The organism is Desmospora profundinema (genome assembly GCF_031454155.1).
GTDB lineage: Bacteria > Bacillota > Bacilli > Thermoactinomycetales > DSM-45169 > Desmospora > Desmospora profundinema.
On sequence record NZ_JAVDQG010000004.1, the window covers coordinates 202639 to 229203 of the forward strand.

Consider the following 26565-nt stretch of genomic DNA (forward strand, 5'->3'; position numbering starts at 1 on the left):
ACCACTTTTGGTGGAGACACAGGACGGTGGTTTGGGCAGGAGGAGCCGCCTTGGTATTGCTGGCGGTTTCATGGGTGGCGGGGCTGGGAGCCGGCTCCGTCACCTTGTCTCCGCTTCAGGTATGGCAAGGATTGGTTTATTCCGGTGAGGGGTTGGAACGCCGGATCGTGTGGGACCTGCGATTGCCCCGGGTGTTGACGGGAATGTTGGTGGGAATGTGTTTGGCAGCTTCTGGAGCCCTGTTACAGCGGGTGATGCGTAACCCGTTGGCCGATCCGGGCATTATCGGAGTATCCGCCGGTGGCGGGTTGATGGCGGTGACAACCATGATCCTGTTTCCGCAACACATGGGTCTGCTGCCCGCGGCCGCTTTCTTGGGGGCGTTGGGGGCGGCGGCGTTGGTGTATGTGCTGGCCTGGGACGGAGGGGTTTCCCCCTTGCGGTTGATCTTGGCGGGAGTGGCGGTGAATGCCTTGTTGGGGGCTGTCACATCCGGGATCATGATCACCCACAGCGACCAGGTTCAGTCGGTTCTTCCGTGGTTGACGGGGGGGCTTGCTGGACGCAGCTGGCCTCATGTTGCCTTGATTCTGCCTTACGGACTGCCGGCGTTACTATTGTGTATGTGGGCAGCCAAACCGGCCAACTTGCTGCGGTTGGATGAAGACAGCGTGCGTTTGCTGGGTCACCGGGTGGATATCACCCGTTTGCTCCTGACTCTGTTGGCCACATGGCTGGCGGGGGCTGCCGTCAGTGTGGCGGGGCTGGTGGGTTTTGTCGGGCTGGTCGTTCCCCATATGGTACGGTTGTTCACCGGTGACGACTATCGGACCCTTTTGCCCTTGTCCATCGTGACGGGTGGATTGATAACCGTGTTTGCCGACACCGCTGCCCGTACTTGGTTTGATCCGGTGGAATTGCCGGTGGGGATCTTGCTCGCCGTGATAGGAACGCCATTTTTCCTGTACTTATTGCGTAGGGGAGGAAGCGGATATGCCCAAACCGCTGGTCGCTGAAGAGTTGAAGTTTAAACAGAGCGACCACTTCCGGCTGGAGGATGTCACGTGCCGGTTTCGCCCCGGTGCGATTACATCGATCATCGGCCCCAATGGATCGGGGAAATCCACCCTGCTCCGTCTGTTGGCAGCATTGGCCCGGCCCACATCCGGTCGGGTAATGATGGATGGGATCCCCCCCACTGCGATGGCGCCCAAAGAACGGGCGCGCATGTTGGCGGTTCTTACCCAAACCCGGGAGACACCCGGAGAGATGAGAGTACGGGATTTGGTCGCCTGGGGGCGGTTGCCACACAGGGATTGGTTCAGTCCGGAAACTTCCCATGATCGAGAACGGGTGGAATGGGCTCTTTGCGCCACCGGTATGGATCGGTTCCGGGACCGGCCCTTGGGCACTTTGTCAGGCGGTGAGCGGCAGCGGGCCTGGATCTCCATGGCCTTGGCCCAAGAACCGGATGTGTTGTTGTTGGACGAACCGACGACTTTTTTGGACATCGGTCACCAATTAGACGTGTTGGAACTGGTGGAGAGTCTAAACCGGGAATGGGGCCTGACGGTGGGGATGGTATTGCACGATATCGCCCAAGCTGCCCAAATCAGCGATGATTTGGTGGTAATGAAGGAAGGACGGGTGGTGGCGGACGGTCCGGTTCAAACCGTGTTGGATGAAGCATTGATCCGGTTCGTGTTCGATGTGGAAGCGGACATTCGTTGGGAGGGGGCGACACCGATTGTGCTGTCCCGCCGCCGAGCCCGGCACACCCCGGATCAGGAGGGAGAAGTGGAATCATGATGATCGTCTTTACGAACACCTTGAAAATAAGAAAGGGACATGTCCATAAACTCTTGGAACGGATGGATGAGGGCACGGAGGAATTGGCGAAGGCAGAAGGGTTTTTAGGAACCCGTATCTTGCGAACGAGGCAGATGGCGGATGAGGAGGAAGTCGTCATCCAAACCTTGTGGCGTTCGGAAAAGTATTTAAAACAGTGGACCAAAAGTGAAGCGTTTCGTCGTTCTCACAGGGGAGACCGTCCCGACTGGATTCTGGGGTTTAAATTAAACTCCTATGAAGTGATCCATTGGCTTCCTCCCGCAGTGGACAAAGAATCGACCTCAGACAGCCTGGCGGAATGACCGAGCGGACAGCAAACGCCCGACGGATTGTAAACATTCCCCCTTTCAAACTCATTTCTTTCAGCCCCGAAAAACATTTCGGGGCTGAAACATGTTCAGCAGGATTCTTACATAGAGTGAGGATGACGAAATGGATGGGGAGGGGTGGAGTTGAAAGCGAGTTTTGAAAAGGAATCTGCGTTTGAACACCGCTTTTGGTTACAAGTTCTGGGTGATCATGCCCGGTTCATCCGGGATTCTCTATCCCCGATAGAAGCGGAAGAGGTCCGGAAGGCAACCGCTTTTATCGAAATATTCGACCGCTTGCTGAATCAATCCAGGCAGGCTCTGTCGGCGGAAGGATGGATCGCGTTGGCGAAGGAGGCGCATCAGGCATCCTGCCAAATCCGGACGTTTAAACTCCATTTGATCCAGAGGCACTTAACCGAATCGATCCAACTTCAGCTTTCTCCCACATTTCTCAACCATATGGTAAACGAAGTGGAGGAATACATCCGTGTATTAAAGTATCTGTCCAAGGGAGAGGTTCCACCCCTGCAAAATCCGATTCACCATCACTTGGTGTGGCTATTGGATGCGGCGGGGCATGCGGGAGCGATTCAGGATAATATGGATTTGGTGGAGAAACGGCTGAAGAAAAAAAGCCACCAATTTATGACTCACTTTGAACAATTTTATATCAAAGCGGTGGAATTAGCGGGATATATGCGGACCTGTCTCCATCACTTCCCCGCTTTGGATCGATTCAACAGTCAGGTGGAGCTGGAGATCGCCGTGTTTAAACGATTTCTGGCTGAATTGGAGGAAATGCGCCTCACCAAACAGGCCTTGGGTGTATTGGCTCCCTTAATGGCGGATCACATGGCTCGCGAGGAATGCTACTATCTGATCAAACTGTCTCAAGTTTCCCACGTGCGTCCGCCGGATTGCGACCCGGCATCGCCGCGGCGGGAGGCATAAAGGAAGGGAAGCCGCCAGCGGTGAGATGGCGGCTTTTCGGTATGAGCGTCTGCGCTTTTCGCAGACAGAAAACAGCCCGATCGCTGGGAAAGCAAAGGAAGGAACAAACGTAGATTTTAAAAAATCATCAGCGCCAAGTCTTTTGAATACGAATGAAGCAATAGACATCAAAGGTGAGAAAATATGGCCATTTACAAGACTTTTCAGTTAACAGACTCTCAAATGATTTCCATCATCAGGCGTGGTCTGAAAAAAACACAATCTCCAAAAAAAATCATTATCGTCGGTGCAGGCATGGCCGGGTTGGTTGCCGCTTCTCTGTTAAAGGACGCCGGACACCATGTGGAAATACTGGAAGCTACCGAAAGAGTGGGGGGGCGGATCTTCACCATACGATCCCCTTTTGCGGATGGACAGTACTTGGATGTTGGCCCGATGCGCATTCCTCATATTCATCATTTGACTTTGGAGTACATCCGTAAATTTCGCTTGCCGATCAATCCGTTTTTAAATATCACTCCCAATGACCGCATCTATGTCAACGGCATCAAAACGCTCCTTAAGGTTTATGAGCAAAACCCGGATATCCTGAACTTCCCCGTAGCCCCTCACGAAAAGGGGAAAACGGTTGACGAGTTAATTGAGTTGGCGACTAAACCGATTACCGATTTTGTCAACCGGGATCCACAGAGAAACTGGAATGTGGTAGTGAGAGAATTAGAGGCTTATTCACTGGATACTTTTTTTATACATAACCCGGTCGGTCCTCCCTTATCTAGAGGTGCAATTGAAATGATCAAAGTGATTACGGGCCTGGAAGGCATATCAGAACTGTCTTTCACGGAATTATTAAGGGAATACCTGCTGATTGGAAGCGGCCTCGTTCACTTCTATGAAATCACCGGAGGGTTAGACCGGTTACCGAAGGCGTTTCTCCCTCAATTGGAAACGGACATTTTTTTCGAACAAAAGATAACGAAAATTGTACAGCATGATAACCAAGTTACCATTCATTCTGTTCATCCCCAGACAAAAAAACCGTTTAAAAACACCGGCGATCTTGCCCTTATCACGATTCCTTTTTCTGTCTTGAGAACGATTGAAGTGGAGCCGTACCACTCCTTTTCACATGGGAAAAGGAAATCGATTCGTCAACTTCACTATGTGCCTGCAACAAAAATCGGAATCCAATTTAAAAGAAGATTTTGGGAAGAGGAAGGGTTATATGGCGGAAAAACCATCTCCGACCTGCCGATCCGCTATACCTACTACCCGAGCCATGGTTTTGGGGAACCGAGTGGAATCGTTCTGGCCAGTTATACATGGGAGGATGATGCTTTGATATGGGACAGTATGTCTGAGGAAAACCAGCTTCAGCTGGCCCTGAAAAACATGGCGGTGATTCACGGCGAAAATATCATTCCTGATTTTGTGACAGGAGTGGCTCATAACTGGAGCCAATATCCGTATTCAGCCGGTGCTTTTTCCATGTTTAAACCGGAACAGGAAACCGAACTGTTTCCCAACATCCTTAAACCCGAAGGAAGGGTTTATTTTGCCGGTGAACATGCTTCAACAACTGCTCGCTCTTGGATTCAGGGTGCCATTGAATCGGGCATACGGGTTGCTTATGAAATGAATGATCTGCCTTCACTTTTAATGGGTAAGGGATGAAACGGACAATGTTTTCAGCGGAAAATGAAAGGTGGATCAACCGAGAACGACACTGAGTGCAATCAAGGTTTGAGCGGCAAAATAGGGGATCATAATGCCGTAATCCCGCCAGGAAAGGCGTCGGACAAAGCGATCCCACCCCAGGATGGCGTCAGAGATGTAAAACAAGAGCGCCCCTAAGATGGACCAGGGGTTTTTTGTCATCCATGCGAAGAGGACCATCAGTGATATGGCGAACACATAAGCGATGACGGCGATCAGCAATAGCGTTCCGCCTTCCCGTTCTGCTCCCCGTGCAAGCGGCCGAAGCAACACCCATGCATTTAGGATGAGAAAGAGCGTAACGGGAATTCCGATCACCAGGCCTCCTTTCGCCTCTGTCAAGAAGGCCAACACGTAGCACAGATGTCCCATGAAAAAGGAGATTAGTCCCCGTAAGAAACGGTCCTGGGGCAGCATCAACCAGATATCGCCGGCAAGGGAAAACATAAGTCCCGCCAGGATCAGCCAAGAAAACGCTCCCGGATGCTGCCACGCTCCCCATCCGGCCAAGAGAATAATGAACCCCATCGTTCCCGGCTTCAGCATATACCGCCACCAAGGCCGGTCCCGATAAACGCCCCCCCACAGGTAGCCGGCAGCGGATAACAGGATGGCAGTCAAAGAGAGGGGTACAACCATTCGACTCATCCCTTTTCGTAAAAGATTGGAAGCGGTCGTTATGTCTCAGGATCCTTGGACTGCCGGCGAAGGGGATGGTGTATATATGGCAGCGGTTGGATTGATCCATCAATCAACCCTTCCTTCGTTAACCGGAGTTCAAATCCCCAAGTGATCCCCCAAGCCTTCCCACCGATTTTCCGGCTCCTCTTCTTCAGGGTCTTCCGGCGGTTGATCGGAGTCCTCTTCATCCTCCTCATCCGTTGGAGCGGGTGTCACCTTTACTTTGACGACGTTGGATACCTGTTGATTGGACTGGTTGAGAGAATCGATTGCAACAACTCGATAATAGTACGAGTCGTTTTCAATTAATTGATCGGGGTCGAGCGGATCGACATAAACTCCCTTTTGGGCTGATCCGATACGCTGCCATTGGTTCCCGTCGGGTGAAGATTCCACCCGATATTCCACCCGGTCATGCTCATGCTTCCACCGAAGGGTGACCGATGGATCATCCGGGTCATAGTCTGCAGCGGACAGGTGGACGGGCTTCAGCACAAAGGGAGGTACCGGCTCGGGTACGCCGGGGTTTTTAAGTACACTGGCGGGCTCCTCTTTCATGGCATGCTCCATCACTTGATGAAAGAGCCTGGCCGGAACCTCTTCACCGGAGAGCGGGCCTTTACCATCTGTTGAAAACGCCATGGATGCCATCACATATTGATTCGTATATCCGATGAACCAGGCCTCCCGTTGGGTGGAGCTGGCTCCTGCCAGAGCGGCCATTTCATGTCCGGTAATCTGTGCCGACTGTCCCGTACCCACGGTTGCGTTATAGCGAAGGACCCGGGTCATGTAGTAGGCGGTCTTCTGGTCGATTGGTTGTGTTTTCTCTAATTTTTTTGCTTGAAGTTTCTTTCCTTGACTTTGGATCTCTTGGATCCCGTGCGCTTGAATCATGGTTCCGTTGTTGGCGAAGGTGGCATAGGCTTGTGCCATATGGACCGTATTGGTTCCGTGGATGAGATTTCCCGAAGACAGGACGGCCACCGACTGTTTCTCACTGGGTTCCATTAGAAAACCGAAACGATCGCCGTACTGAACTGCTGTTTGCATTCCGAGTCGGTTGAGCATCAACCAGGCGGGAGCCACATGAAGGGACTTGGCGAGGGAATCCCTCATAGACAAAATGCCGAATGACTGTCCCTGTTCATTTTGGGGTTTCCATTGGCCTAATTGAAAGTCGGCGGGGTCTTTCACTCTGGTGTATTCGGTGTATGAGTTTTCCTGAATGAGCGGTGCATAGACGATCAGGGGCCGGATTGCACTTCCCGGTTGGATATTGGTGAGGGAACGAAGGGGATAACCGGGTCCCATATAGTAGCGCCCCCCCGCCATGGCTACAATTCCTCCGGTTTTGGGGTCTAGCAGGGTGGCCCCGGCATCCATATTTTTCTTCTTCTCATACAGGGTGTCGTCTTTAATGGCGGCTTCCATACTGCGTTGAATTTCTGGATCCAGATGGGTATATATCTCGTACCCCCCTGTGGTGATATCGGCTTCATCCAGTCCGTACCGTTCTTGTGCTTCCAACAAAATATATTGCTTATAGGCGCTAAACTTTCCCATCGATAAGTGCTTTTCTAAATAATGCTTATTTACGCCTAGTTCCCTCTGTTGATAGTCTTCCTTCTCCTTTTCGGTGATCAACCCTTCCCGAGCCATAATCATCAACACCGTATTTCGCCGCTTTTTTGCTTCTTTTGGTCGAATATAGGGGTTGTATGTGCTCGGGGCTTTGGGCAGCCCCGCTAATAGAGCGATTTCATGGATCTCCAGCTCGTCTTTGAGCAGATCTTTGTTGAAATAGATTTTTGAAGCCATGCCCACCCCCACGACTTGGTTACCGAAGGGGATCTGGTTCAGGTACGCCTGCAGGATCTCTTCTTTGCTGTGCCTATTTTCAATATTCTTGGCGACCATGATTTCTGTCGCTTTTCGTAAGTACGTCTTTTCCCGCTCTTCCAATATCGTATTGCGGGCGACCTGCATGGTGATCGTACTGGCCCCTTCCGCTTTTTTTCCTTCTACGAGATTGCTGGAAAGGGCACGAAACAGTCCGTGGTAGTCGATTCCGTCATGTTCGTAATAGCGGCGATCCTCCACCGCCACGAAAGTTTGGGTCAGCAACTCTTTCGACCGGATGTTTTGGAGGAGGAGCGATTCCCGGCTGGGACCGATCAGACCGATAGAATTGCCGTCTCGGTCATAGATCCTCGAAGCCGATTGAAAGTCTTCCATTTTGTCCAAAGGGATGGATCGCGCTGACAAAACGACAGTCTGAAGGAATAGAAAGGTGCAAATGAATACAACGATACCGGTTGTCCAGAAAATCCATCGCTTCTTGTGATAAACGGCTTGTTTAAGACCGGGGGATAAAGCCCAACGAAACCACTTTCGCTCTTTGATAAGTCTATGGAAATGGTTGTACATAGCAATGGATAAGCCTCCATTTTTCATAGAACCGATTGCTATCATATATACCACGAAATAATTATTTTGTCCATATGTCATTTTATAATATAAAAAGACATAAGAGGAATGGTGAAAGTGACCTGTTGTAACTTATTAGCATACGGTAACATTTATTGTTCATAATTTTTATTCAAATAAATTTACCACATCCTATCATTACGAGAGAATAAAACATGAAAAAATCCCAGTTAAAAGCATATTATCAAGATTTGGATCCGATTTCGGCCTGTATATTTATTAATAGTTTATCTGTTTTATTGCATGAATCGAATAAAAATAAACCGTATTGAAACGATTCGCTCTATCTCTGCGTTTTATATTTTTGAAATGTAATTTTAAAGAAGGGGAGCGGATTCTTTGGAAAAGAAGAAGGCTGCTGTACTCGCTGTCCTTATATCTTTGGCTGTGGTCGGATTGCCTTTGAATGCAAATGTTTATGCCGCCTCCGCGTCAAATGGGAATGGAGTAGTCAACATGGATGTTGTTTGGAAGCTTTTTGGGGATGGATTTCAAGAGAATGAGGAGATAGATCCATCCTATAACGATCCCGTTCTTAACCATATTTCATACTATGAAGAATGGAGTGAAAGCAGGGAAGAGATTGAAGAGAAAATGAACGGCGCCTTGGGGATCATGGAGCAGAGGGTCGGTGAGCGGAAACTGGACATCAAGCTGGATTTGGAAGATCCAAGCGATCGGGATGAAATAAAAGGGTTGGCGATGGACCTGGCTTCCCTCAGTCCGGGTGAAAGGGAAAAAGTCGCCCAGCTGGCCAAAGCCGTGGATCGGTACGAAAACCAATTGAAAAACAGGGAAATCAAAAAGATCGAAAAGAAGGCGAAGAAAGGTCGATTAACCAAAGAGGACAGGGCGAAATTACAGGCATTGCTGCCCGTACAAAACAAGGGAATCAAGCTGGATCCGGCAATCGGGAAACCGGTTTACGGGAATGAGGGGCAGGTGGAAAACAGACAGCCTCCTGTAGCCGATGCGGATCAAAACCGTGACGATGCCGATGAACAGGGTGCTTTTCTGGAGGAGACAAACGGATACAACCGTGAAAAAGCCCGCGACTACGCTTATCAGTGGTGGAACAAGCGAAACAACGATGAGTACGGTTACTACAGCCAGGTAAACGGCGGTTGCTACGATTGTTGGTATGATTGTACCAATTTTGTCTCCCAAGCGATGAAAGCGGGTGGTTTGGTTGAGTGGAAGGACGACCCGTGGTGGTACTACAGCGATGACAAACCGTCCTATGCCTGGGGGGTATCCAACAGTCTCTATAAGCACTTGGAAGAACGGGCCCAGCCTGCTCGGAGTTTATCGGAATTAAACATTGGCGATGTCGTCAACGCCGACTTGGACGGGGATGGGGATATCGATCATTCCGCTATCATTACCAACATCCGATACGGTCAAATTTTTGTGACTCAACATTCGGTCGATCGGCGGGATTTCCCCCTTTCCTACTGGTTTTTTGCCGGCTACGATGTGTATGGCTGGAAGTTGGGGACTGCGGACAACCAACCCCGGTGATGGTAAACCAACCGATGGAACGTTGAGTTTGACAACCAGAGTCGATGTGAATAGGGTGACATCGGTTGCGTTCCATGAAGGCATTGAAGGAAAGCAGGGCTTCATAAAGAGGGGACCGCCAAGCAAAATGTAAAGATAAACAGGCAGTCTGTTTCAAAGTGTGACGCGGTACCTACAATGAAAACAAGCGCAGCTTCCTGATTTGCAGGCTGCGCTTGTTCGTGTTTACGATTTATCCTTCGGAAGGCCGGCTGCCTCTCCACCGCAAGTATTTCGTCACCAGCCGGATCGCGGTGGGAATCGCCTCTTCTTGGGGATTCAGCCGGGGGTGGTGGAGGCCGTGTTGGGTGTCGACTCCGAGCCAAAACATAAACCCGGGAATTTCCCGAAGGAAATAACCGAAATCTTCACCGGCCATGGCTTCCCGGCAGGGGATGACGCGAACCCCGCCCTCCCTGTCGGCCCATTCCATAAATTCCTGGGTGAGGGCGCGGTTATTCTCCACCTGACAGTAGTTGGCTCCCCAATCGATATGGGCTTCGCATTCGAAACCGGTTTCGATCCCTTTGACCAACTGGCGGATGCGGTGTTTCACTTTTTCCATCGATTCCATGGATAACGTGCGGATCGTTCCTTCCAGGCGGGCCTTGCCGGGAATGATGTTTTGCCTGGTACCGATGGTCACCTTGCCCAGCGTGAGGATGGCGGAATCCAGCGGGTCGATGTTGCGCGAGACGATGGTTTGCAGCTGCATGGCCAACTGGGAGGCGGCAATGACCATATCGTTGCTGCGGTGGGGGAGGGAAGCGTGACCGCTGACACCCACCAGATCGATATACAGTTCCGAAGTATTGGCAAACAGGATGCCGGGCCGGGTGGCGATGGTGCCCACCGGCCAGTCGGGACCGATATGGAGGGCAAACAACTCATCCGGCTGCAGGCGGCGGAATGCGTCGCTTTCCAACATGGGCAGAGCGCCGCCGGGCCCTTCTTCCGCCGGCTGGAACAAAACGACCAGATCGTCGTCGATCGGTTCGTGCACGACGGCATCCACGATCCCCAAGGCGATGGCCATGTGCATATCGTGGCCGCAGGCGTGCATATGGCCGGGGTGAATGGATCGGAAATCGACCGACGTCTCCTCCTCCATCGGCAGACCGTCCATATCGGACCGCCACCCTAGGACACGGCGCGGGTTGCGCCCAGGGATCCGCACGATAATACCGGTGCGCCAGGTTTCCACTTCGATTCGATCGGAAGGGAGCCGGGAGAGGAAATCCAGCAGGTAGCGTTGCGTTTTCACTTCTTCAAATCCGGGCTCCGGGATTTGATGGAGTTCCCGCCGCACGGCCACAAAGGGATGGAGATTCATGAGATCCCCTCCCCGATCCGGGACAGGCGGGTACTCAGCCGGTCCACGAAAAAGTCTGTTTCCTCCGGTTTCAGCGTGAGCGGAGGGAGCAAGCGGATCACGCGCTGTTGCGCGATATCCACTAGGACACCATCCTCCAACAGCCCCCGTTGCAGACGGAGGGCTTCTTCCGGGGAGAGGCGGGTGTCCAACCCGATCATCATTCCCTTGCCCCGAATGGTGCCGATCACATCGGGATGCTTTTCACGAAGAGAGGAGAGGGCTTCCCACAGATAGGCGGCATTTTTTCGGCCCTGCTCCAGGCCGCCGCGGTCCAGCAACTCTTCCACCACCGCCAGTCCCAGGGCGGCACTTAAGGGGGAAGGTGCGAATGTGGTGCCGTGATCACCGGGGCGAAAGAGGGAGGCTATACGATCGCTGGCGAGGATCCCGCCCAGGGGCAGTCCGCCGCCCACTCCTTTGGCAAACAGAATGAGGTCGGGGGTGATGCCATAGGCCTGATGAGCGAAAAAAGTGCCTGTGCGACCGATACCGGTCTGGATTTCATCCAGTAAGAGCAGCATACCCCGTTCCCGGGCGATGACCGCCATGGCCTTCAAATAGTCTTTCTCCAGGGGTTGCACGCCGCCGGATCCCAGGATCGGCTCGGCCAGGATGGCCGCCGGGCGCTCCCGTTCACAGACAGTCTTAAGCGCGTCTATATCGTTGGGAGGAACCTCGAACACGGGAATGGCGGGTTGCGGGAAGTCCTGATAGACCCCCGGTTGGCGCGTGAGACGGATGGCTCCCAAAGTGCGGCCGTGGAAGCTTTTTTCCATCACGACAAAACCTTGCCGCGCGCGATCCGGTTCCCGGCTCCATTTGTGAACCAGCTTGACAGCTGTTTCCGTCGCTTCCGCACCGGAATTGGTGAAAAACACTTTTCCGGGGATGCTGCTTTCCACCAGCCGCCGTGCAAGCTGGATGGCGGGCGGGTTTAAGAATTTGTTGGAAACATGGAGGTAACGCTCTCCCTGTTGCCGCAACGCCTGCATGACGGCTGGATGGGAGTGGCCCAGGATGTTGACGGCCAGACCGGTGAACAAGTCCAGGTAAGACCGGCCGCCCGTGTCATACAGATGGTTTCCCTCCGCCCGCTCGATGGCGATGGGGAGACGGTGGTAAGTGGACATGAGGTATTGTTGGTCCAGCGCTTGCCAATCGGACACGGAAGTTCCCTCCTCGCTTCATCGTAAAGAAGGGCCGCCCAGGCGGCCCCCTGTGATGTTCGTTTTCAGATGACGGGTTACAGTTGACGCAGCTCTTGTTTGATCTCGGTTTTGGAGCGGGTTTTCTCGTCGATCTGTTTGATGACTTTGGCGGGGATGCCGGCAACGACGCTGTTTTCCGGTACGTCGTCCACTACGACCGCTCCGGCTGCAACCACGGAGCCCCTTCCGACGCGCACCCCTTCCAGAATGACGGCGTTGGCACCGACCACGACTTCATCCTCAATCACCACGGGTTTGGCGGAGGGCGGCTCGATCACACCGGCGATCACGGCGCCTGCGCCAATGTGGCAGTTCTTCCCGATCGTGCCCCGGCCGCCGATCACCACGTTCATATCGATCATGGTGCCGTCTCCGATTACCGCCCCGATGTTGATGGACGCCCCCATCATAATGACGGCATTCTTGCCGATCTCCACTTGTTCGCGAATGATGGCACCCGGCTCGATCCGGGCCTGGATGTCTTTCATGTCCAGCAGGGGGATGGCGGAGTTGCGCCGGTCGTTTTCCACGACATAGTCCTCAATCCGGTTCTGGTTGGCATCGAGGATAGGCTTTACGGCTTTCCAATCTCCGAACAGGACACCGGTGGTTTTGTTGATGAATGACTTTATCCCTTCACCAAAATCGATCCCGGCGAGGTCCCCTTTGATATGTACCTTGACCGGTGTTTTCTTTTCACTTTTTTGGATGAATTCGATGATTTGATTGGCATCCATCTGTTTCATGTTACGTGCACCCTTTCTATGGCAGCTCTAAACACTTGGCGGTTTCATGCTTCCATCCAAGTATAGCACAACCTCGCAAACGGTCGAAAGTTGGGAAGAGGGGGAAAAGGGGATGGGAAACAGTGGAGTCGATGATTCTGTTATGGGACAGAATGGGCAAAACACTCCGGATTAAGATAAACACGATAGACACAGGAGAAGAGGAGATTCAAGGGATCACCCGTCATTCTCTAAAACAAATGTCATAGGAGCGACGCCTTTTTTTGCGGGAAATCGGAAAAAAGTCTTGTCACCTTTAAACATACTGTTATATAATACAACACGAGTTAACTAATCTGTATTCAAACAGAATGCAACGGGATGAGGAGTGATCGCTGGTGAACACACAATCACCGTCCCCGGCCCGCTTAGAGGTAAAGGGACCGGTTACGAAAGCGTTTGCCGAAATCCTGACCCCGGAAGCCCTCGCATTTGTGGCCAAATTGGCCCGCCGCTTTTCCGGACGCAGGGAGGAACTGTTGGAACGAAGGATGGAAAGGCAACGCCGCATCGATGAAGGAGAGTGGCCGGACTTTTTGCCGGAGACGGCAGAGATTCGGAACAAATCCTGGTCGATCGAGCCACTGCCCTATGATTTGCTCGACCGGCGGGTGGAGATCACCGGACCCACCTCCGATCGCAAGATGGTGATCAACGCCCTCAATTCCGGTGCCAAATTGTTTATGGCCGATTTTGAGGATGCCAACTCCCCCACATGGGAGAACACCATTCAGGGCCAGATCAACATGCGGGACGCGATCCGGCGTGAGATCGACTTTACCAGTCCACAGGGGAAACGCTATGAGCTGACGGAAAATCCGGCCGTGTTAAAGGTGCGGCCCCGGGGCTGGCATCTGGATGAAAAACATGTGGAAGTGGACGGGAAACCGGTTCCCGCCGGATTATTCGATTTCGGACTCTACTTTTATCACAATGCCAAAACCTTGCTGAAAAAAGGTTCGGGCCCGTACTTTTACTTGCCGAAGCTGGAGAGTCATCTGGAGGCCCGCCTGTGGAACGATGTGTTCCTGTTCGCTCAGGACGAGCTGAAAATCGCCCGGGGTACGATTAAAGCGACCGTTTTGATCGAGACGATCCTGGCTGCGTTCGAAATGGATGAAATTCTGTTTGAGCTGCGGGAACATTCCGCCGGTTTAAACTGCGGCCGCTGGGATTACATCTTCAGCTACATTAAGCGTTTCCGCAACCGTCCCAATGTCATCCTGCCGGACCGGTCGCAGGTGACGATGACGGTGCCGTTCATGCGGGCATACACCTTGCTAGCGGTGAAGACCTGTCACAAGCGCAACGCCCCCTGCATCGGCGGAATGGCCGCCCAGATCCCCGTCAAAAACGACCCTGCCGCCAACGAGGAAGCGCTGGACAAGGTAAAGGCGGATAAGGAGCGGGAAGCGCTTGACGGTCACGACGGCACTTGGGTCGCTCACCCCGCCTTGGTTCCGGTGGCCCGGTCGGTTTTCGACAAACAGTTGCTCCACCAAAACCAGATCGATAAGAAGCGCGGGGATGTGGAAGTGTCGGCGGAAGACCTGCGGGCAGTTCCGGAGGGGACCATTACCGAGGCGGGATTACGGCAGAATATCAGCGTCGGTCTTCAATATATCGAGGCTTGGTTACGCGGCTACGGTGCCGTCGCCATCTTCAACCTGATGGAAGATGCCGCCACTGCGGAAATCTCCCGGGCCCAGGTTTGGCAATGGATTCGCCATCCGGAGGGGATCCTGGAAGACGGCCGCAAGGTGACACAAGAGCTGGTCCGCCAAGTGGTGGAGGAAGAACTGGCCAAGATCGAGGATGTACGGGGAGCGGAAGCCTTTACTCAAGGGCGTTTTGACGAAGCGAAAGCATTGTTCCTCCAATTGACGGAACAGGATGAATTTGAAGAGTTTTTAACCTTGCCGGGTTATGAGCGGCTGCGTACCGCCAACTGAACAACACCTAAAGGAGAGGATACCGATGACTACCCGGAATGAAGAAGCAAAACAATTACAAGAGGCTTGGAATAACGATCCGCGTTGGAAAGGGATTGAACGTCCGTACACACCGGAGGACGTGTTGCGCCTCAGAGGATCCGTGGTGATCGAGCATACGCTGGCTCGCCGGGGAGCGGACCGGTTGTGGGACTTGCTCCACAACGAACCTCATGTCAAAGCGTTGGGAGCGTTGACGGGGAACCAGGCCGTCCAACAAGTAAAAGCTGGTTTGAAAGCGATTTACCTCTCCGGTTGGCAGGTGGCGGCAGACGCCAACTTGGCGGGACAGATGTACCCGGACCAAAGCTTGTACCCGGCCAACAGTGTGCCTCACGTGGTGAAACGCATCAACCAGGCGTTGCAGCGGGCAGACCAGATTGAACATTCCGAAGGAAAAAGCGAGCGGGAGTGGTTTGCCCCGATCGTGGCGGATGCGGAAGCCGGTTTTGGCGGTCCCCTCAACGTGTTTGAGCTGATGAAAGGAATGATCGAAGCGGGAGCGGCCGGTGTCCACTTCGAGGATCAACTGGCGTCGGAGAAAAAATGCGGCCATCTGGGAGGCAAGGTGTTGATTCCCACCCAGCAGGCGATTCGCAACCTGGTTTCCGCCCGTCTGGCCGCTGATGTGATGAATGTCCCCTCCATTTTGGTGGCCCGCACTGATGCCAACGCCGCTGAACTGATCACCAGCGACATCGACCCCCGTGACCATGAATTTTTAACCGGGGAGCGGACGCCGGAAGGGTTCTTCCGTCAACGCTGCGGTTTGGATACAGCAATTGCCCGCGGGCTGGCTTATGCACCCTACGCCGATCTGATCTGGTGTGAAACGTCCACCCCGGACCTGGAAGAAGCACGCCGGTTTGCGGAAGCGATCCACGCCAAGTTCCCCGGAAAAATGTTGGCCTACAACTGCTCGCCCTCCTTCAACTGGAAAAAGAAATTGGATGACGCCACCATCGCCCGTTTCCAAGATGAATTGGGCAAGATGGGATACAAATTCCAATTCGTCACGTTGGCCGGATTCCACTCCCTCAACAACAGCATGTTTGAGCTGGCTCTGGGATACAAAGATACCGGCATGGCGGCATACTCTGAGTTGCAGGAGCGGGAATTCGCCAACGAGGTACACGGATACAGCGCCACCCGCCACCAGCGGGAAGTGGGAACCGGGTACTTCGATGCCGTCTCCCTGGCGATCACCGGCGGCACCTCTTCCACCACGGCCCTCAAAGGCTCCACGGAGGAAGAGCAATTTACGAAGGCTTAAGTAGAGACATCTGGAGACACCCCATCCGCGTTTTTCGCGGATGGGGTGTTTTATTTGGGGAGGGACAGCGGATTTGGATGCTTGACAAGTTTTAAGTTTAGGAACTATACTAAATACATGAGTAAACAAGAGGATACACCATCACACCAAAAAAATAGTGGAAGTCGCCATCTGGGTCGGTTGATCATGCAGCTTCGCAGGCTGGAGCTCCAGCCTCATTCCTTTGGAAAAGCGGGACCGTTAACCCCCAGTGAAATTCATACCGTTGAGGCGATCGGTTTTGAGGGTGGCGTTCGGATGAGCGAGCTCGCCAGACGCCTGGGAATAACAAAAGGTGCGGTTACGCAACTGGTCGCCCGTCTGGAAGCGAAAGAATTGGTCAAACGTTCGCCGCATCCACATGATGCACGGGTTGTTTTACTATCCCTCACTGAAAAAGGCAAGGAGGCGAATGCGGCCCACGAAGAAGTGCATCTCCGATTTTACGATGAACTGCGCAGGCAATTAAGCGAGCGGGAGATTGAAATATTTGAGAAATGCGTGGAGACGTTAAACGATTTTTTGCGTCGATAATTTTTTTAACCATATAGTTTAGTAACTATACTATATGGAATACACATTTGTTGGTGATCCATGATGAGTCCATTCAAGCGGCCCGATCAGACTTTCACGAACACCCACCGGTTCTTCATGATGACCGCCATATGCATGGGCGCCTTTCTCTCCCATTTTACAGCGGGTATCGTCAATGTCTCCCTTCCGCATTTTGTGGAAATATTTCAAACAAACCTGAGCACGGTTCAATGGATCACCACTGGTTATTTGCTTGTGATCGCCTCCGCGCTGCCGGTGATGGGAAAGCTGGGAGATCGCTACGGTTATGGGTTGATTCATAACCTCGGGTATGTCCTTTTCAGCACTGGCTCCATACTGGTGGCATTTTCGTCCAGTATCGCGGAACTGCTAGTCCTCCGAATCGTGCAAGCCATCGGTGCAGCCATGTTTCAGGCCACCAATATCGCATTGGTTACCATTTATCTGCCGAAGGAAAAAAGGGGATGGGCACTTGGAACGATCAGCACCGCTGTTGCTCTTGGCGGGATGAGCGGACCGATCGCCGGCGGTTTTATAGCGGAGTGGCTTCATTGGCAATGGCTGTTTTTGATTCATGTTCCGGTTGCCATTGTTGCCACATGGCTGGCCGTTCGATCCATCCCTGTTCACCGCCGGGAAAGAAAAAATGATTCGTTTGATCCGATGGGAGCGCTTCTGTTTGTCGGATGGATTGCTTCTGCCATATTCATCCTGTCAAATGGCCATACGTGGGGCTGGTTATCGTTTGAAACCCTTGCCATCGCGGCTGGTGCCATTTTCACCTTGTTGATGTTCCTTTTGTGGGAGTTGAAACAAACCGCTCCCTTTTTACCGCTTCAGGCGCTCCGTATTCCAGCTGTGTCCAGCGGCTTGATCATCAGCGGTGTTTCATTTGCAATGGCCCATACCGTCTTGGTTGTCATGCCGTTTTATTTATTGGGAATAGCGGGCCTTTCTCCATCGGCCACCGGCTATATCATGACCGCTTATCCCGTTCTGTTGGCCTTGACGGGACCGGTTGCGGGTTATTTATCCGATCGTTACGGCTCGTTGCCTTTACTGTTTTTGGGGTTATGCGGGATGGGAGGCGGAATGGCTCTATTGGCCCTTGCTCTCGGTCGACTCCCACTGGTCTGGATTGTTTTTGTGCTCGCGTGGATCGGAGGGGGAATGGGACTGATCGCATCTCCTAATAATCGCTTTATCATGCTGCATGCTCCTGCGGAACATGTCGGTTCAATCGGGGGAATGATCGCCTTAACACGGAACGGGGGCATGGTTTTAGGAGCAGCGATTGGACTGGGAGCGATGAATCAAGAGGCGGGAGCGGTCCCTTCGCTCGATCGTTTTCAGCTGGCTTTTGCCATCAACGGGTGGATGTGTATCAGTGTCATACTCTTACTGGGGTATGTGGTTTACTCGGAACACCGGCGAAACGAGAAGAGATACAAAAAATTGAAAGTGGACCCTATGCCATAAATGAAGGAGAAATCATCATGAAAGAACATATTGTCGTCGTTGGCGGGTATGGTCATGTGGGACAAACGATCTGCAAAGAGTTGGGTGAATTCGTTCCAGGTAAGGTGTTTGCTGCCGGAAGAAACCGGGAACGAGCGGAGCAATTCAGCCGTGCCACGGGTGGAATGGTCAGACCGTTATCGCTGAATATCACGGAGACGGTCGACCCATCTGTTTTGGATTCGGTTAAGCTGGTTGTGATGTGTGTGGACCAGACGGATCCGTCATTTGTCCGCTCTTGTATGGAAAAAGGGGTTCATTATGTGGACATATCCGCAAATCATTCGTTTCTTTCCCGGGTGGAACGGCTGCATAAAGAAGCTTCAGCCAGCCGTGCAACGGCTGTACTAAGCGTGGGGCTCGCTCCGGGGCTGACGAATCTGCTGGCTCGCCATGCCCACTCTCAAATGGATCAGACGGATGCCATCGACATATCGGTGATGCTGGGCTTGGGGGACCAGCACGGCAAAGCCGCCATCGAGTGGACGATCGATAACCTGAATACGGAATATGAAGTGGTGAAGGGTGGAGACCGTACATGGGTCAAAAGTTTTACGGACGGCAAAGAAACGTTTTTTGGAGCAGAGTGGGGACGTAAAAAAGCGTATCGATTTAATTTCTCGGACCAGCATGCGCTTCCGCAAACACTTGACGTTCCGTCCGTTTCCACACGGCTTTGCTTCGATTCGGCTGCAGTGACCGGGTTATTGGCTTGGCTGAGAGCATTGGGAGCGGTCCGTTTATTAAAATGGAGGCCGATTCGCAATGCGGCCGTTCAGCTGTTTGGTAAGATGAGAGTAGGAACGGAGCGGTTTGCGGTGAAAATAGATGCATGGGGTAAAAAGAATCAACAGGATGTGTTTGTAGAGTGTTTGGTACAAGGAAAAAATGAAGCTGAAGTAACCGCCAAAGTGGCCGCTGCGGTAGCCGCTTCGGTTACCCGCTCCTCATTTCCCCATGGTGTCTATCATATGGAGCAGTTGTTTGAGTTACAGGACATATGGCCTTCGATTCATGGGGTGGTTTCGGTTGAAACGAGAGTGAATGGAAACCGAATCTCTTAACCAACGATTCCATGAAACAGCTTTTCCATCACCCATCATTCAAAGGTAAATAAATTGAAACGGAATAGTCGTTTACGACGGCTTAACCGTTGCTTGAATCAGATTCCTCCCGTCTTTGAAACAGCAGGCAAATGGTATAAAAAAAGCCCCTGGATAGGGGCTTTTTTACGATTGTGTTAAAAACGAAAAAGGGACTCCAACAAGGTTCTTGGTAAGAAAAAAATAACGATAGAGATCAAGGGAATCACGTCGACGAAGCAAATGAAAATAGTACTGTAAATAGAAATGATTTTTTTCGTATGATCTGATGTACTTGGATCTGTAAGTACTTCCTGACGCAAAAGAAAAATACGGATGATACCAAAAAACATGATGAGGATGATCAATCCAAGAGGAAGCATTATCTCCATTTCTTCCGTATTTAAGACTTGTAGGATACCGAGTCCTACTAAAATCATCGGAATCGCCTCAACCACGGCGATTCTTTTTATAAAGTGAATCAATTCCTGTTCCGCATCCCAGTTCTCCTGATTCTTCTCTTTCCGTTGAATGTGGGATACCAGTTGCCTAAAAACAATTACATTTCCCACAACAGCGATCACGGTTGCTATGACAAACAACCAACTCGGATTCTCCATGCGATGCTCCTCTCTTTTGTCTATTGGTATTATACAGGGTGGCGAAATGAGATCCAATTACGATTGTATCGGGGTATCTATGGCTTTCTTATTTTTGGATGGATCGGCTGGTTCGTTTTCTTACTTGACAGGAAAAGGATCGACCGATATGATCAGTAAATGAAAATAATTATCATTGTCAATTAAGGAGATGAAGTTTCCATGAAGGGCATTCGCAAGCGATTGATCCGCAGCGGTTTGATTTTGTGTCTCTCGTTAATGGTGTTGGCGGGGTGCGGGAATCCGTCGGATGCTACCCCATCCGACAACGAGGCAAAAGAAGAGCGTTTGATTAAACACGCCATGGGTGAAACCGAAGTACCGGCGAAACCGAAACGTGTGGTCGTCCTTACCAATGAAGGCCTGGAATCTTTGTTGTCCGTGGGGGTGAAACCGGTGGGGGCGGTTGAAGCCTTTACCGGTGAGGGAACCTGGTACCACCACTTGGAAGAGGAGATGGACGGGGTGGAAAGCGTAGGGACGGAACTCCAGCCCAACCTGGAGAAGATCGCATCCCTGAAGCCGGATCTGATCATTGGAAACAAGATGAGACAGGAAAAGATTTATGACCAGCTCTCCGGCATCGCCCCGACAGTTTTTGCGGAAAGCTTGCGGGCACAGTGGAAAAACAATTTCAAACTGTATACAGACACTGTCAACAAGAAAGAAGAGGGCGAAGCAGTGATTGCTGATTTTGACAAACGGGTGGAAGAGATCCGGGAACGGGCTGGAGATAAGCTGTCCACCGAAGTCTCCCTCGTCCGTTTCATGCCGGGCGTTACCCGCATCTATTATAACGATACCTTTGGGGGTGTCATTCTAAAGGAGATCGGCTTCAACCGCCCGTCCGCTCAGGATCTGGATGATTTTGCAGCAGAGGTGACCAAAGAACGGATCCCGGAGATGGAAGGGGATGTGCTCTTCTATTTCACCTATGAGGAAAAAGGAAGCAATGAGGGAACGGAATTGGAAAAGGAGTGGACTCAGGATCCTCTGTGGAAGAAGCTGGAGGTTGTGAAGGAAGGAAAAGCCTATAAGGTGGACGATACGGTATGGACCACCGCAGGCGGTGTCAAAGCGGCCAATCTGTTGTTGGACGATCTGGAGAAGTATCTGTTGGATGAAAAATAAGCCTTGAGTCTCTATGATGGATAAAATAGACACCAGCCGGACCGAGCAGGTCCGGCTGATTTATTCTTCCAGCTGGAATGGGGAACCCGGTAATACATCCAAGCCGCATTCGTCCGCCAATCTTTTGACGTATTCCACCATGTAACGGTGCCGTTCTTCCGCCATGCAGCGGGCGGTGGGAGTGTTCATCCGGTCTTTCAATAAAAACAGCTTTTCATAGAAGTGGTTCAGGGAAGTGGAACGTTTTTGTTTGTATTCCGCCGCACTTTGATGAAGGAGCGGCGGAATATCCGGATGATACAGCTCCTGTCCGGCAAAGCCCCCGTAGGCGAACGTGCGGGCAATTCCAATGGCGCCGATGGCGTCCAGGCGGTCGGCGTCCTGCACGACGGCTCCTTCCAGGGTTTCCATGGGAGTGGGGACATGGGCTCCCTTAAACGAGAGTGTGGCGATGATTCGGCAGACGGGATCGGTGATCTCCTTCGGAGTTTGCAGGGATTGAAGCCAGGTGCGGGCGGTGGCGGGACCGATCGTCTCGTCTCCTCCGTGAAACTTCCAGTCTGCGATGTCGTGGAGTAAAGCGGCCAATTCTACAATACGACGATTGGCCCCCTCTTTTTCTGCCAGTTTGCGGGCCAAGAGCCACACGCGGTGGACGTGCCACCAATCATGGCCGCTTTCTTCCCCCATCATTTTTTCCTGTACATATCGGATGGTTTGTTGTACCAATGGATCCGTCGTTTCCGGTTGCATGGTCATGCTTTCTATCCACACCTTTTATACCAATATCGATTTACCCGGGAGGAATGTTTGAAAATCCTGCGGCGTATTTGTCACGCATCACGAGACCTGGGAACGAATGTGACAGAGGAGTGGCTTGTGTTCTGTGAGTGCAAAGGCGAACCAAAAGCCAACCCGACCCTCTCTCGTTCTAGTGGAAAAAAGAATTACCAGACAGATCCTAGACGACTACCGATTCGCAATACCATGGTACACCACCTTTACGGAAAGAACCACAACCGGCTCGCTTGGTGCTTGCTTTTGGGAAATTGGTCGAAGAATGGATGACATTAGTCTATTCTGCCTAGTGACGCCGTCGGTCGAAATTCGATAGGATAAGAGGGGAAGATGATTCCAGATTTTAAAGAGGTGTTTGTATTGCCATTCAAGTGGGTGGGTACCCTGATTGCGATTTTTGGACTCTTATTTTCCAGCGGTTGTTCGCTGGTTGTCATTCAGGGAATGGAAGAAGAGTTGAAAGAGTGGGAAGATCAAGTGGCACAGCAAGAGGAAGAAGCCACAGAAGAAGAGGATGACCTGGATGCGCAGCCGCCGACCAACGGTGATGACTTGGAGGAATCGCAATCTTCCGGATCGGATGAGCGATCTGTGGAATTGACAGCCAGCAATCTGACGTTTTTCGTTGATGACCAGGATTGGGCGGAAGAGAGTTTTGAAGAGTATGAAGAAGAATTTCAACTGACCCAATTTACGCCAGGAGGGCGGAATTCGGATTATGTGGAGGAATTGATCCAGGTTCACGCTTATCCCGGTATGCAAAACTTTATCACCACTTTTGTGGTGGCGGAAGCGACAAGGGAGTCGTTGGAAGAGGAGTTTGAGGGCAAAGTCAGCTGGGATGTTCTGGATCAGGAGCGGGATCATATGCTGGTGCAGATCGGTCTGACTGACGGGGAGACGTTTGAGAAAGTGAACGGACTGGCCCGGTTTTTGTCCAACGATGATGGTCTCTATGCCATTGTCTATTTGACCCGGGCGGAATGGTCCCTGGAAGAACGCGAAAAATGGCAGGGTTTACTCAACCAGGCCGGTGACAACGACCTCACGTTGTAAGCGGGTGCGATGAAAAGCCGGCTTCATAAGTAAACGTGTCCTTTCCATAGGAAAGGACATGTTTTTTTGTTTGGGGAACCTGTGAACAAAATGAACAAAAAGGAGTTTATGTCCCTTTTGTTCACAAAACGGACACCGTCCGTTATCCTTGGAGCAAGTTGAAAGCGCTTTCCAAAATGTAGTGAGGGAGTGACACCATGAATCGAAAAAAACGGATGTGGGGTGTTGGAGCCATTGCTTTGGCTTTGGTGGCCGCTGCTTGCAGCGGACCGGACGCTGGGGGAAATCAGGGGGCTGCGGAAGACTGGAAGCCGACCAAACCGATTGAGATGATCGCACCGTCGGGGGCGGGCGGGGGATGGGACACCACGGCCCGCACGATGCAGACGGTAATGGACCAGGAACAGCTGTTGGACAAACCGATGGCCGTCGTCAATAAACCGGGTGGCGGCGGTGCCGTGGGTTGGTCCTATATCGCAAAAAAGAAAGGGGATCCCCACACGCTGTTCGTCACCTCGCCACCGATCCTGTTTGTTCCGCTTAGCGGTCAATCCGACCACGGGCATCGGGATTTCACACCGGTTGCTGGAGTGATCGCCGACTACGGAGCGATTGTAGTGAAAGAAGATGCGAAGTGGAATGACATCAACGAATTGATGGAAGATTTGAAAAAGGATCCGCAGTCCGTTTCCATCGTTGGGAACTCGGCTCCCGGCAGCATGGATCACATGCAGTTCGTCAAAGCGGCGAACAAAGCCGGTGTAGATGTAAAGAAACTAAAGTATGTCTCCATGCAGGATGGCGGAGCGGACACTGCGCTCTTGGGCGGTCATGCGGATGTCTACTCGACCAGCGTGTCTCAAGCGGTGGAACATGCACGGGCCGGTAAGGTCAGGGTATTGGCGATTACAGCGGAGGAACGGTTGGAGGGAGATGCCATCTCCGAATTCCCGACTCTGAAAGAACAGGGAATTGACGATACGTTTATCATTTGGCGGGGTATCATGGGTCCTCCGGAAATGGATCCCGCCGCAGTGGAGTACTACGAACAACAAATAAAAACGATGCTGGAGACCGACGAATGGAAGGCACAGGCCGAGAAGCATGGATGGGTGGAATGGTTTATGACCGGGGAAGAATTTAAGGAACACTTGGATCAGGAATATGAAATCTTTTCCGAATTGATGGAAGAGGCGGGACTAGATTAATGAAACCATGGGATGGCACGTGCTGCCATCCCATATTTTCAAAAGAGGAGGGAGGCGCGCCCGTTTGAAAATGGCGGTGTGCCGGAAAATGATGACCGGAGATCGGAAAGCGGCTATCGTACTGGCAGTTGTAGCGGTTATCTATCTTTCTTTTAGTTATCGGATTCCCGCCTTTGCTCTGGCGGTGATGGATGCGGACGCACTGCCCATCGGGTTGGGGTGGCTGTTGTTGGTTTTGGCGGTGTTGCTTTTTTTCTTTGGGAAGGACTCCCCTCGGACATCCGCCGCACCGGTGACCCGAAAAGACTGGTGCATCATCGGTGCCGTCGTCGGGTTTACCTTGCTGTATGTCCTATTGCTGGAATGGGTGGGCTATGTGCTCGTAACGGTTCCCTTTTTGATCGGGGTGACCGGTCTGTTGGGATACCGGCGGTGGGTGGTGAATACCGCGGTAGCTGTCGGGTTTACGGGAGTGACTTATTACCTGTTTAACTATCTTCTAAACATCTATTTACCACAGGGTCCCCTGCCCTTTTAAAGGAGGGAAGCGAAAATGGAAACATTGGACAGTATATTGTACGGACTTCAAGTGGCGCTGTCTCCTGAAAACCTGCTCTTTGTCTTTATCGGGGTGTTGGCCGGCACGGTGATTGGGATGCTGCCGGGTCTGGGTCCGATCAGCGCCATCGCCATTATGATTCCACTCAGTTATGGGATGGATCCCGCTTCCGCCTTGATCATGATGGCGGGGGTGTATTACGGAGCGGTGTTCGGGGGATCCACTTCCTCCATTTTGTTGAATGCTCCCGGAGTCGCCGGAACAGTGGCCACCTCCTTTGACGGCTATCCCTTGGCACAGCAGGGGAAGGCGGGCAAGGCGCTGGCTGTGGCCGCCATTTGCTCGTTTGTCGGGGGAACTGTGGGAGTGGTCGCCTTGATGCTGATTGCGCCCGGATTGGCTCAGTTTGCGGTCACATTTGGACCGCCGGAGTATTTTGCCCTGATGCTGCTGGGGTTGACGGCCATCGCCAGCCTGTCGGAAGGATCGGTGATCAAAGCGTTTATCGCCGCTGTGGTGGGGCTGATGTTTGCAACGGTGGGCATTGACGCCCAGACAGGGACCCAGCGCTTTACGTTTGGCACTCCTGAACTGATGGAGGGAATCGACTTTCTCATCGTCGCTCTCGGGGTTTTTGCTCTGGCGGAGGTGGGAAATCTGATTTTGACCCGCAAGCGGTCCACTATCGACTCTGCGCACAAGATTGGGAGTCTGAAGGTGACCAAAGCGGAAGCGAAGGAGATGGCGGGACCGGTGGGGCGCCAATCGGTGATGGGCTTTTTGATCGGTGTACTCCCGGGAGCAGGCGCCACGATCGCCTCCTTTTTGGGCTATATCACGGAAAAACGGTTGGCCAAGGACTCTTCCCAGTTTGGAAAAGGAGCCGTCAAAGGGGTGGCGGCACCTGAAACCGCCAATAACGCAGCGTGTACCGGTTCTTTTGTTCCTTTGCTGACATTGGGCATCCCCGGTTCGGGGACGACGGCGGTGATGCTGGGGGCCCTGTTGGTGTTGGGTGTGCAGCCGGGGCCGCTGATGCTGACTGAACGTCCCGACGTGTTTTGGGGCGTGGTGACCAGCATGTACATGGGGAATCTGTTTTTGCTGGTTCTCAACCTGCCCTTGATTCCCTTTATTGCCCGGGTGCTTTTGATTCCCAAACCGATGTTGATCACATTGGTGATCTTGTTTTGCTTGATCGGGGTGTATGGGGTCAGCTTCAGCACCTTTGATCTGTATCTCTTAATCGTCTTCGGGATCGTTGGATTTATCATGCGCCGATTCGGCTTTCCCGCCGCCCCTCTGATCCTGGCATTTATCCTGGGCGGGATGATGGAGCAATCCCTGCGGCAGTCCCTTACCCTATCCAGCGGAAATTGGACCATTTTCGCCGAGCGGCCGATTACGTTGACCCTGTTGCTGCTGGGGGCCTTGTCTCTGACTTGGCCGTTGGTGAAAAAGTGGATTCATTCCCGTCACCAATCCAACGGGGGGATTGCCTCGTGAGTGCGTGGCGCGTTCTCTCCCCCCTGGGGATGCTGGGATACGGCTATCCGCTTTCCTCCCTGCGAGCGGGGCTGAAGCGCAACCCTCATGTCATCGCCGTCGACGCCGGCTCTACCCGGGGTCCCCACCGCCTGGATCATTCAATCCTCTGGTACCCTCATACGGGAACCAGGGGATTTTGCTTTCCATCAACCGATTGTCCGCCCATCGGTGAATGCTCCCTTACGCATGGGTCATGAAATTCTCTTCAAAAGGAGACCCA

The 26565-nt window shown here is 52.4% G+C and carries 24 protein-coding genes; 17 read left to right on the forward strand and 7 right to left on the reverse strand.

Annotated elements, in window-relative coordinates; all coding sequences use genetic code 11:
- Positions 1-26: 26 nt before the first annotated feature.
- The 5 genes from JOE21_RS10025 to JOE21_RS10045 all read left to right on the forward strand — a co-directional run bounded on the left by JOE21_RS10025 (position 27) and on the right by JOE21_RS10045 (position 4787).
- Complete coding sequence (locus JOE21_RS10025; protein ID WP_309865481.1) at positions 27-1016, forward strand: FecCD family ABC transporter permease; 990 nt, start codon at positions 27-29, stop codon at positions 1014-1016.
- Entirely contained in the window at positions 994-1809 is an 816-nt protein-coding gene (locus JOE21_RS10030) for an ABC transporter ATP-binding protein (RefSeq protein WP_309865482.1), read from the forward strand. Before JOE21_RS10025 ends, JOE21_RS10030 begins: the two co-directional genes overlap by 23 nt.
- Positions 1806-2153 (forward strand): antibiotic biosynthesis monooxygenase, encoded by a 348-nt coding sequence (locus tag JOE21_RS10035; RefSeq protein ID WP_309865484.1) that lies wholly within the window; start codon positions 1806-1808, stop codon positions 2151-2153. Before JOE21_RS10030 ends, JOE21_RS10035 begins: the two co-directional genes overlap by 4 nt.
- Positions 2154-2303: 150 nt before the next feature.
- Positions 2304-3113, forward strand: a complete 810-nt coding sequence (locus tag JOE21_RS10040; protein WP_309865486.1) for a DUF2935 domain-containing protein — start codon at positions 2304-2306, stop codon at positions 3111-3113.
- A gap of 183 nt (positions 3114-3296) precedes the next feature.
- Positions 3297-4787 (forward strand): flavin monoamine oxidase family protein, encoded by a 1491-nt coding sequence (locus JOE21_RS10045; protein WP_309865489.1) that lies wholly within the window; start codon positions 3297-3299, stop codon positions 4785-4787.
- Positions 4788-4823: 36 nt separating this feature from the next.
- Here JOE21_RS10045 and JOE21_RS10050 read toward each other — a convergent pair whose 3' ends face one another.
- Together JOE21_RS10050 and JOE21_RS10055 are read right to left on the reverse strand one after the other, a co-directional pair.
- A complete protein-coding gene (locus JOE21_RS10050) occupies positions 4824-5468 on the reverse strand; it encodes a lysoplasmalogenase (RefSeq protein ID WP_309865492.1) in 645 nt (214 codons plus the stop codon).
- Positions 5469-5606: 138 nt separating this feature from the next.
- Positions 5607-7940, reverse strand: a complete 2334-nt coding sequence (locus tag JOE21_RS10055) for a transglycosylase domain-containing protein (RefSeq protein ID WP_309865494.1) — start codon at positions 7938-7940, stop codon at positions 5607-5609.
- Positions 7941-8456: 516 nt separating this feature from the next.
- On the opposite strand from JOE21_RS10055, the gene JOE21_RS10060 reads away from it, so the two are divergent.
- Complete coding sequence (locus JOE21_RS10060; protein ID WP_309865497.1) at positions 8457-9521, forward strand: amidase domain-containing protein; 1065 nt, start codon at positions 8457-8459, stop codon at positions 9519-9521.
- Positions 9522-9753: 232 nt separating this feature from the next.
- Here the strand turns inward: JOE21_RS10060 and JOE21_RS10065 are convergent, their stop codons facing one another.
- The 3 genes from JOE21_RS10065 to dapD all read right to left on the reverse strand — a co-directional run bounded on the left by JOE21_RS10065 (position 9754) and on the right by dapD (position 12889).
- On the reverse strand, positions 9754-10893 hold the full coding sequence (locus tag JOE21_RS10065; protein WP_309865499.1) for an N-acetyldiaminopimelate deacetylase: 1140 nt from the start codon (positions 10891-10893) through the stop codon (positions 9754-9756).
- A complete protein-coding gene (locus JOE21_RS10070) occupies positions 10890-12101 on the reverse strand; it encodes an aspartate aminotransferase family protein (RefSeq protein ID WP_309865501.1) in 1212 nt (403 codons plus the stop codon). The genes JOE21_RS10065 and JOE21_RS10070 overlap by 4 nt, the downstream gene beginning before the upstream one ends.
- A gap of 77 nt (positions 12102-12178) precedes the next feature.
- A complete protein-coding gene (gene dapD / locus JOE21_RS10075) occupies positions 12179-12889 on the reverse strand; it encodes a 2,3,4,5-tetrahydropyridine-2,6-dicarboxylate N-acetyltransferase (protein ID WP_309865504.1) in 711 nt (236 codons plus the stop codon).
- A gap of 377 nt (positions 12890-13266) precedes the next feature.
- On the opposite strand from dapD, the gene aceB reads away from it, so the two are divergent.
- From aceB to JOE21_RS10100, 5 genes are all read left to right on the forward strand, one after another.
- Positions 13267-14880, forward strand: a complete 1614-nt coding sequence (aceB, locus tag JOE21_RS10080; protein ID WP_309865507.1) for a malate synthase A — start codon at positions 13267-13269, stop codon at positions 14878-14880.
- A gap of 25 nt (positions 14881-14905) precedes the next feature.
- Positions 14906-16192, forward strand: coding sequence for an isocitrate lyase (gene aceA / locus JOE21_RS10085; RefSeq protein ID WP_309865510.1), 1287 nt, complete (start codon positions 14906-14908; stop codon positions 16190-16192).
- 117 nt (positions 16193-16309) lie between these two features.
- Positions 16310-16765, forward strand: a complete 456-nt coding sequence (locus JOE21_RS10090; RefSeq protein WP_309865512.1) for a MarR family winged helix-turn-helix transcriptional regulator — start codon at positions 16310-16312, stop codon at positions 16763-16765.
- 63 nt (positions 16766-16828) lie between these two features.
- Positions 16829-18265 (forward strand): MFS transporter, encoded by a 1437-nt coding sequence (locus JOE21_RS10095; protein ID WP_309865514.1) that lies wholly within the window; start codon positions 16829-16831, stop codon positions 18263-18265.
- 17 nt (positions 18266-18282) lie between these two features.
- Positions 18283-19368: a saccharopine dehydrogenase family protein gene (locus JOE21_RS10100; RefSeq protein ID WP_309865517.1), complete on the forward strand. Its 1086-nt coding sequence runs from the start codon at positions 18283-18285 to the stop codon at positions 19366-19368.
- 176 nt (positions 19369-19544) lie between these two features.
- Here JOE21_RS10100 and JOE21_RS10105 read toward each other — a convergent pair whose 3' ends face one another.
- Positions 19545-20006, reverse strand: a complete 462-nt coding sequence (locus JOE21_RS10105; RefSeq protein WP_309865519.1) for a hypothetical protein — start codon at positions 20004-20006, stop codon at positions 19545-19547.
- A 201-nt stretch (positions 20007-20207) separates the two neighbouring features.
- On the opposite strand from JOE21_RS10105, the gene JOE21_RS10110 reads away from it, so the two are divergent.
- On the forward strand, positions 20208-21176 hold the full coding sequence (locus JOE21_RS10110) for an ABC transporter substrate-binding protein (protein WP_309865522.1): 969 nt from the start codon (positions 20208-20210) through the stop codon (positions 21174-21176).
- 60 nt (positions 21177-21236) lie between these two features.
- Here JOE21_RS10110 and JOE21_RS10115 read toward each other — a convergent pair whose 3' ends face one another.
- A complete protein-coding gene (locus tag JOE21_RS10115) occupies positions 21237-21935 on the reverse strand; it encodes an HD domain-containing protein (protein WP_309865524.1) in 699 nt (232 codons plus the stop codon).
- A 369-nt stretch (positions 21936-22304) separates the two neighbouring features.
- On the opposite strand from JOE21_RS10115, the gene JOE21_RS10120 reads away from it, so the two are divergent.
- The 5 genes from JOE21_RS10120 to JOE21_RS10140 all read left to right on the forward strand — a co-directional run bounded on the left by JOE21_RS10120 (position 22305) and on the right by JOE21_RS10140 (position 26542).
- Positions 22305-23030: a hypothetical protein gene (locus JOE21_RS10120; protein ID WP_309865527.1), complete on the forward strand. Its 726-nt coding sequence runs from the start codon at positions 22305-22307 to the stop codon at positions 23028-23030.
- Positions 23031-23227: 197 nt separating this feature from the next.
- Complete coding sequence (locus tag JOE21_RS10125) at positions 23228-24238, forward strand: tripartite tricarboxylate transporter substrate binding protein (protein WP_309865529.1); 1011 nt, start codon at positions 23228-23230, stop codon at positions 24236-24238.
- A 70-nt stretch (positions 24239-24308) separates the two neighbouring features.
- The gene (locus JOE21_RS10130) at positions 24309-24776 is read left to right on the forward strand and encodes a tripartite tricarboxylate transporter TctB family protein (protein ID WP_309866072.1); all 468 of its coding nucleotides are present in this window, start codon (positions 24309-24311) and stop codon (positions 24774-24776) included.
- 15 nt (positions 24777-24791) lie between these two features.
- Positions 24792-26303, forward strand: a complete 1512-nt coding sequence (locus tag JOE21_RS10135) for a tripartite tricarboxylate transporter permease (RefSeq protein ID WP_309865532.1) — start codon at positions 24792-24794, stop codon at positions 26301-26303.
- Entirely contained in the window at positions 26300-26542 is a 243-nt protein-coding gene (locus JOE21_RS10140) for a hypothetical protein (protein ID WP_309865534.1), read from the forward strand. The genes JOE21_RS10135 and JOE21_RS10140 overlap by 4 nt, the downstream gene beginning before the upstream one ends.
- Positions 26543-26565: the final 23 nt, after the last annotated feature.

Coding starts and splice junctions, on each gene's coding strand:
- JOE21_RS10135 (WP_309865532.1), top strand. CDS start 24,792: ATGGAAACATTGGACAGTATATTGTACGGACTTCAAGTGGCGCTGTCT.
- JOE21_RS10060 (WP_309865497.1), top strand. CDS start 8,457: ATGGATGTTGTTTGGAAGCTTTTTGGGGATGGATTTCAAGAGAATGAG.
- JOE21_RS10065 (WP_309865499.1), bottom strand. CDS start 10,893: ATGAATCTCCATCCCTTTGTGGCCGTGCGGCGGGAACTCCATCAAATC.
- JOE21_RS10130 (WP_309866072.1), top strand. CDS start 24,309: ATGGCGGTGTGCCGGAAAATGATGACCGGAGATCGGAAAGCGGCTATC.
- JOE21_RS10030 (WP_309865482.1), top strand. CDS start 994: ATGCCCAAACCGCTGGTCGCTGAAGAGTTGAAGTTTAAACAGAGCGAC.
- aceA (WP_309865510.1), top strand. CDS start 14,906: ATGACTACCCGGAATGAAGAAGCAAAACAATTACAAGAGGCTTGGAAT.
- JOE21_RS10110 (WP_309865522.1), top strand. CDS start 20,208: ATGAAGGGCATTCGCAAGCGATTGATCCGCAGCGGTTTGATTTTGTGT.
- dapD (WP_309865504.1), bottom strand. CDS start 12,889: ATGAAACAGATGGATGCCAATCAAATCATCGAATTCATCCAAAAAAGT.
- JOE21_RS10105 (WP_309865519.1), bottom strand. CDS start 20,006: ATGGAGAATCCGAGTTGGTTGTTTGTCATAGCAACCGTGATCGCTGTT.
- JOE21_RS10095 (WP_309865514.1), top strand. CDS start 16,829: ATGAGTCCATTCAAGCGGCCCGATCAGACTTTCACGAACACCCACCGG.
- JOE21_RS10115 (WP_309865524.1), bottom strand. CDS start 21,935: ATGACCATGCAACCGGAAACGACGGATCCATTGGTACAACAAACCATC.
- JOE21_RS10090 (WP_309865512.1), top strand. CDS start 16,310: ATGAGTAAACAAGAGGATACACCATCACACCAAAAAAATAGTGGAAGT.
- JOE21_RS10050 (WP_309865492.1), bottom strand. CDS start 5,468: ATGGTTGTACCCCTCTCTTTGACTGCCATCCTGTTATCCGCTGCCGGC.
- JOE21_RS10100 (WP_309865517.1), top strand. CDS start 18,283: ATGAAAGAACATATTGTCGTCGTTGGCGGGTATGGTCATGTGGGACAA.
- JOE21_RS10120 (WP_309865527.1), top strand. CDS start 22,305: ATGATTCCAGATTTTAAAGAGGTGTTTGTATTGCCATTCAAGTGGGTG.
- JOE21_RS10055 (WP_309865494.1), bottom strand. CDS start 7,940: ATGTACAACCATTTCCATAGACTTATCAAAGAGCGAAAGTGGTTTCGT.
- JOE21_RS10045 (WP_309865489.1), top strand. CDS start 3,297: ATGGCCATTTACAAGACTTTTCAGTTAACAGACTCTCAAATGATTTCC.
- JOE21_RS10125 (WP_309865529.1), top strand. CDS start 23,228: ATGAATCGAAAAAAACGGATGTGGGGTGTTGGAGCCATTGCTTTGGCT.
- JOE21_RS10035 (WP_309865484.1), top strand. CDS start 1,806: ATGATGATCGTCTTTACGAACACCTTGAAAATAAGAAAGGGACATGTC.